The organism is Paraburkholderia fungorum, from assembly GCF_046026025.1.
GTDB lineage: Bacteria > Pseudomonadota > Gammaproteobacteria > Burkholderiales > Burkholderiaceae > Paraburkholderia > Paraburkholderia fungorum_E.
Genome location: NZ_JAQQFL010000074.1, coordinates 1 through 5,619, shown reverse-complemented (window position 1 = coordinate 5,619; position 5,619 = coordinate 1). Strand labels below are relative to the sequence as shown.

The following is a 5,619-nucleotide window of genomic DNA, read 5'->3' as shown; positions in this document are numbered from 1 at the left end:
GTGAATGCGTAATCGATCTTTAAAAATTAACAGCCGATAAGTGTGGGCGCTTGATGCGCGACGCGCAGTGAACTCTCCGGGGTTTGCTGGAAGCGAAAGTATCAAGTCTCACACTAGTATTAAAGGAAGGTTTTCCTGCTGGGGTGTCACAACTTCGGTGGGATGATCATTCGTCAGTACGTTGAGTGAGCGACCGGGTTCGAAAGAGCCCGAAAAACAGTAACAGGTTTGAACTGAAGAGTTTGATCCTGGCTCAGATTGAACGCTGGCGGCATGCCTTACACATGCAAGTCGAACGGCAGCGCGGGGGTAACCCTGGCGGCGAGTGGCGAACGGGTGAGTAATACATCGGAACGTGTCCTGTAGTGGGGGATAGCCCGGCGAAAGCCGGATTAATACCGCATACGCTCTACGGAGGAAAGGGGGGGATCTTAGGACCTCTCGCTACAGGGGCGGCCGATGGCAGATTAGCTAGTTGGTGGGGTAAAGGCCTACCAAGGCGACGATCTGTAGCTGGTCTGAGAGGACGACCAGCCACACTGGGACTGAGACACGGCCCAGACTCCTACGGGAGGCAGCAGTGGGGAATTTTGGACAATGGGCGAAAGCCTGATCCAGCAATGCCGCGTGTGTGAAGAAGGCCTTCGGGTTGTAAAGCACTTTTGTCCGGAAAGAAAACCGCCTGGCTAATATCCGGGTGGGATGACGGTACCGGAAGAATAAGCACCGGCTAACTACGTGCCAGCAGCCGCGGTAATACGTAGGGTGCAAGCGTTAATCGGAATTACTGGGCGTAAAGCGTGCGCAGGCGGTCCGCTAAGACAGATGTGAAATCCCCGGGCTTAACCTGGGAACTGCATTTGTGACTGGCGGGCTAGAGTATGGCAGAGGGGGGTAGAATTCCACGTGTAGCAGTGAAATGCGTAGAGATGTGGAGGAATACCGATGGCGAAGGCAGCCCCCTGGGCCAATACTGACGCTCATGCACGAAAGCGTGGGGAGCAAACAGGATTAGATACCCTGGTAGTCCACGCCCTAAACGATGTCAACTAGTTGTTGGGGATTCATTTCCTTAGTAACGTAGCTAACGCGTGAAGTTGACCGCCTGGGGAGTACGGTCGCAAGATTAAAACTCAAAGGAATTGACGGGGACCCGCACAAGCGGTGGATGATGTGGATTAATTCGATGCAACGCGAAAAACCTTACCTACCCTTGACATGTATGGAACCCTGCTGAAAGGTGGGGGTGCCCGAAAGGGAGCCATAACACAGGTGCTGCATGGCTGTCGTCAGCTCGTGTCGTGAGATGTTGGGTTAAGTCCCGCAACGAGCGCAACCCTTGTCCCTAGTTGCTACGCAAGAGCACTCTAGGGAGACTGCCGGTGACAAACCGGAGGAAGGTGGGGATGACGTCAAGTCCTCATGGCCCTTATGGGTAGGGCTTCACACGTCATACAATGGTCGGAACAGAGGGTCGCCAACCCGCGAGGGGGAGCCAATCCCAGAAAACCGATCGTAGTCCGGATCGCACTCTGCAACTCGAGTGCGTGAAGCTGGAATCGCTAGTAATCGCGGATCAGCATGCCGCGGTGAATACGTTCCCGGGTCTTGTACACACCGCCCGTCACACCATGGGAGTGGGTTTTACCAGAAGTGGCTAGTCTAACCGCAAGGAGGACGGTCACCACGGTAGGATTCATGACTGGGGTGAAGTCGTAACAAGGTAGCCGTATCGGAAGGTGCGGCTGGATCACCTCCTTTCTCGAGCTAACGTGTCAATGCGTTGAGCGCTCACGCTTATCGGCTGTGAATTAGGACAGACTCAGGGGTCTGTAGCTCAGTTGGTTAGAGCACCGTCTTGATAAGGCGGGGGTCGATGGTTCGAATCCATCCAGACCCACCACTGTTTCTGCGGTGGCTGCGCTAAGGACTGAACCCCTGGGGAAATCAGGTACAGGTAGAAATTATCTGTGTATGACTGGGGGATTAGCTCAGCTGGGAGAGCACCTGCTTTGCAAGCAGGGGGTCGTCGGTTCGATCCCGTCATCCTCCACCAATCTTCAATGCCTAGCGTTCGGTATTCACCGAGCGTTATGCATTGGCGATTGAGCCAGTCAGAGTGATACGCGGTTATAGCAACTGCGATATCGGCTGTCGTTCTTTAACAATCAGGAAGAAGTAGTAAAGAGATTCACGAAAGATCACTTAGAGATGGGTGATTGAGTAGGTGAATCAGGGTTGTGATTGTATCAATGTATGAAAAAGTGATCGAAAGGTCGCTTTGGAATACGGCGCAACACGAATACTCAACCTGTAGCGATTGTGGCGAGCGTGCCATTCCGAGTGAATGACACAGGAGACACACCCGTTATAGGGTCAAGCGAACAAGTGCATGTGGTGGATGCCTTGGCGATCACAGGCGATGAAGGACGCGGTAGCCTGCGAAAAGCTACGGGGAGCTGGCAAACGAGCTTTGATCCGTAGATGTCCGAATGGGGAAACCCACTCCTTTTGGAGTATCCATGACTGAATACATAGGTCATGAGAAGCGAACGCGGTGAACTGAAACATCTAAGTAACCGCAGGAAAAGAAATCAACCGAGATTCCCAGAGTAGTGGCGAGCGAAATGGGACCAGCCTGTACTCTTTATCTTCATTGTTAGTCGAAGGCTCTGGAAAGTGCCGCCATAGCAGGTGATAGCCCTGTAGACGAAAACAGCGAGGAAGAACTAGGTGTACGACAAGTAGGGCGGGACACGTGAAATCCTGTCTGAAGATGGGGGGACCATCCTCCAAGGCTAAATACTCGTGATCGACCGATAGTGAACCAGTACCGTGAGGGAAAGGCGAAAAGAACCCCGGGAGGGGAGTGAAATAGATCCTGAAACCGCATGCATACAAACAGTAGGAGCCTCGCAAGGGGTGACTGCGTACCTTTTGTATAATGGGTCAGCGACTTACATTCAGTGGCAAGCTTAACCGATTAGGGCAGGCGTAGCGAAAGCGAGTCCGAACAGGGCGATTCAGTCGCTGGGTGTAGACCCGAAACCAGGTGATCTATCCATGGCCAGGATGAAGGTGCGGTAACACGTACTGGAGGTCCGAACCCACTAACGTTGAAAAGTTAGGGGATGAGCTGTGGATAGGGGTGAAAGGCTAAACAAACCTGGAAATAGCTGGTTCTCTCCGAAAACTATTTAGGTAGTGCCTCGTGTATCACCTTCGGGGGTAGAGCACTGTCATGGTTGTGGGGTCCATTGCGGATTACTACGCCATAGCAAACTCCGAATACCGAAGAGTGCAATCACGGGAGACAGACATCGGGTGCTAACGTCCGGTGTCAAGAGGGAAACAACCCAGACCGCCAGCTAAGGTCCCCAAATATTGCTAAGTGGGAAACGAAGTGGGAAGGCTAAAACAGTCAGGAGGTTGGCTTAGAAGCAGCCATCCTTTAAAGAAAGCGTAATAGCTCACTGATCGAGTCGTCCTGCGCGGAAGATGTAACGGGGCTAAGCAATATACCGAAGCTGCGGATGCACATTTATGTGCATGGTAGGAGAGCGTTCCGTAAGCCTGCGAAGGTGCATTGAAAAGTGCGCTGGAGGTATCGGAAGTGCGAATGCTGACATGAGTAGCGATAAAGGGGGTGAAAGGCCCCCTCGCCGTAAGCCCAAGGTTTCCTACGCAACGTTCATCGGCGTAGGGTGAGTCGGCCCCTAAGGCGAGGCAGAAATGCGTAGCTGATGGGAAGCAGGTTAATATTCCTGCACCATTGTTAAATGCGATGGGGGGACGGATCGCGGAAGGTTGTCCGGGTGTTGGAAGTCCCGGTTTCTATGTTGGAGAAGGCGCTTAGGCAAATCCGGGCGCGCAATTCAAGGGCATGGGACGAGCCGCTTAGGCGGTGAAGCAACTGGAAGTGGTTCCAAGAAAAGCCTCTAAGCTTCAGTTTAACAAGACCGTACCGCAAACCGACACAGGTGGGCGAGATGAGTATTCTAAGGCGCTTGAGAGAACTCGGGAGAAGGAACTCGGCAAATTGGTACCGTAACTTCGGGATAAGGTACGCCCCTGTAGCTTGATGCGCCTGCGCGCAAAGGGTGAAGGGGTTGCAATAAACTGGTGGCTGCGACTGTTTAATAAAAACACAGCACTCTGCAAACACGAAAGTGGACGTATAGGGTGTGACGCCTGCCCGGTGCCGGAAGATTAAATGATGGGGTGCAAGCTCTTGATTGAAGTCCCGGTAAACGGCGGCCGTAACTATAACGGTCCTAAGGTAGCGAAATTCCTTGTCGGGTAAGTTCCGACCTGCACGAATGGCGTAACGATGGCCACACTGTCTCCTCCCGAGACTCAGCGAAGTTGAAGTGTTTGTGATGATGCAATCTCCCCGCGGCTAGACGGAAAGACCCCATGAACCTTTACTGTAGCTTTGCATTGGACTTTGAACCGATCTGTGTAGGATAGGTGGGAGGCTATGAAGCGTGGACGCCAGTCTGCGTGGAGCCGTCCTTGAAATACCACCCTGGTTTGTTTGAGGTTCTAACCTTGACCCGTTATCCGGGTCGGGGACAGTGCATGGTAGGCAGTTTGACTGGGGCGGTCTCCTCCCAAAGTGTAACGGAGGAGTACGAAGGTACGCTAGGTACGGTCGGAAATCGTGCTGATAGTGCAATGGCATAAGCGTGCTTAACTGCGAGACCGACAAGTCGAGCAGGTGCGAAAGCAGGTCATAGTGATCCGGTGGTTCTGTATGGAAGGGCCATCGCTCAACGGATAAAAGGTACTCTGGGGATAACAGGCTGATACCGCCCAAGAGTTCATATCGACGGCGGTGTTTGGCACCTCGATGTCGGCTCATCTCATCCTGGGGCTGTAGCCGGTCCCAAGGGTATGGCTGTTCGCCATTTAAAGAGGTACGTGAGCTGGGTTTAAAACGTCGTGAGACAGTTTGGTCCCTATCTGCCGTGGGCGCTGGATATTTGAAGGGGGCTGCTCCTAGTACGAGAGGACCGGAGTGGACGAACCTCTGGTGTACCGGTTGTCACGCCAGTGGCATCGCCGGGTAGCTATGTTCGGAAGAGATAACCGCTGAAAGCATCTAAGCGGGAAACTCGCCTTAAGATGAGATATCCCCGGGGCTTCGAGCCCCTTGAAGGGTCGTTCAAGACCAGGACGTTGATAGGTCAGGTGTGGAAGCGCAGTAATGCGTTAAGCTAACTGATACTAATTGCCCGTAAGGCTTGATCCTATAACAGGTGTGTTTCGTTTCGGGTTAGCGCTTTAGCGCTTAGCCGAAACAACCCCCGAAGGGGGCAAAGAACACGCAGGTTGAGAGATCGATGTTGTGCACGATACGCACAACCCAATGCAATACCGAGAGGCATCCTCTCAGCTACTTCTTCCAGATTGGTTGTATTGCTCCACGAGCACTACGACAACAAGTCATGCCTGATGACCATAGCGAGTCGGTCCCACCCCTTCCCATCCCGAACAGGACCGTGAAACGACTCCACGCCGATGATAGTGCGGATTCCCGTGTGAAAGTAGGTAATCGTCAGGCTCCCTAGCAGCATCAGAAACCCCACCCCATAAAGGTGGGGTTTCTGCGTTTAC

General features: G+C 53.1%; 2 tRNA genes and 3 rRNA genes. All 5 read left to right on the top strand.

What is annotated here, in order from left to right:
- Positions 1-230: 230 nt before the first annotated feature.
- The 5 genes from PQR67_RS37995 (at position 231) to rrf (ending at position 5,566) form a co-directional block, all read left to right on the top strand.
- Positions 231-1,761 (top strand): 16S ribosomal RNA (locus PQR67_RS37995).
- A 65-nt stretch (positions 1,762-1,826) separates the two neighbouring features.
- Positions 1,827-1,903 (top strand) — tRNA-Ile (locus PQR67_RS37990).
- A gap of 77 nt (positions 1,904-1,980) precedes the next feature.
- A tRNA-Ala gene (locus PQR67_RS37985) sits at positions 1,981-2,056 on the top strand.
- A gap of 318 nt (positions 2,057-2,374) precedes the next feature.
- A 23S ribosomal RNA gene (locus tag PQR67_RS37980) occupies positions 2,375-5,254 on the top strand.
- 199 nt (positions 5,255-5,453) lie between these two features.
- Positions 5,454-5,566 (top strand): 5S ribosomal RNA (gene rrf / locus PQR67_RS37975).
- Together the 16S, 23S and 5S rRNA genes with 2 tRNA genes alongside form the textbook arrangement of a ribosomal RNA operon.
- Positions 5,567-5,619: the final 53 nt, after the last annotated feature.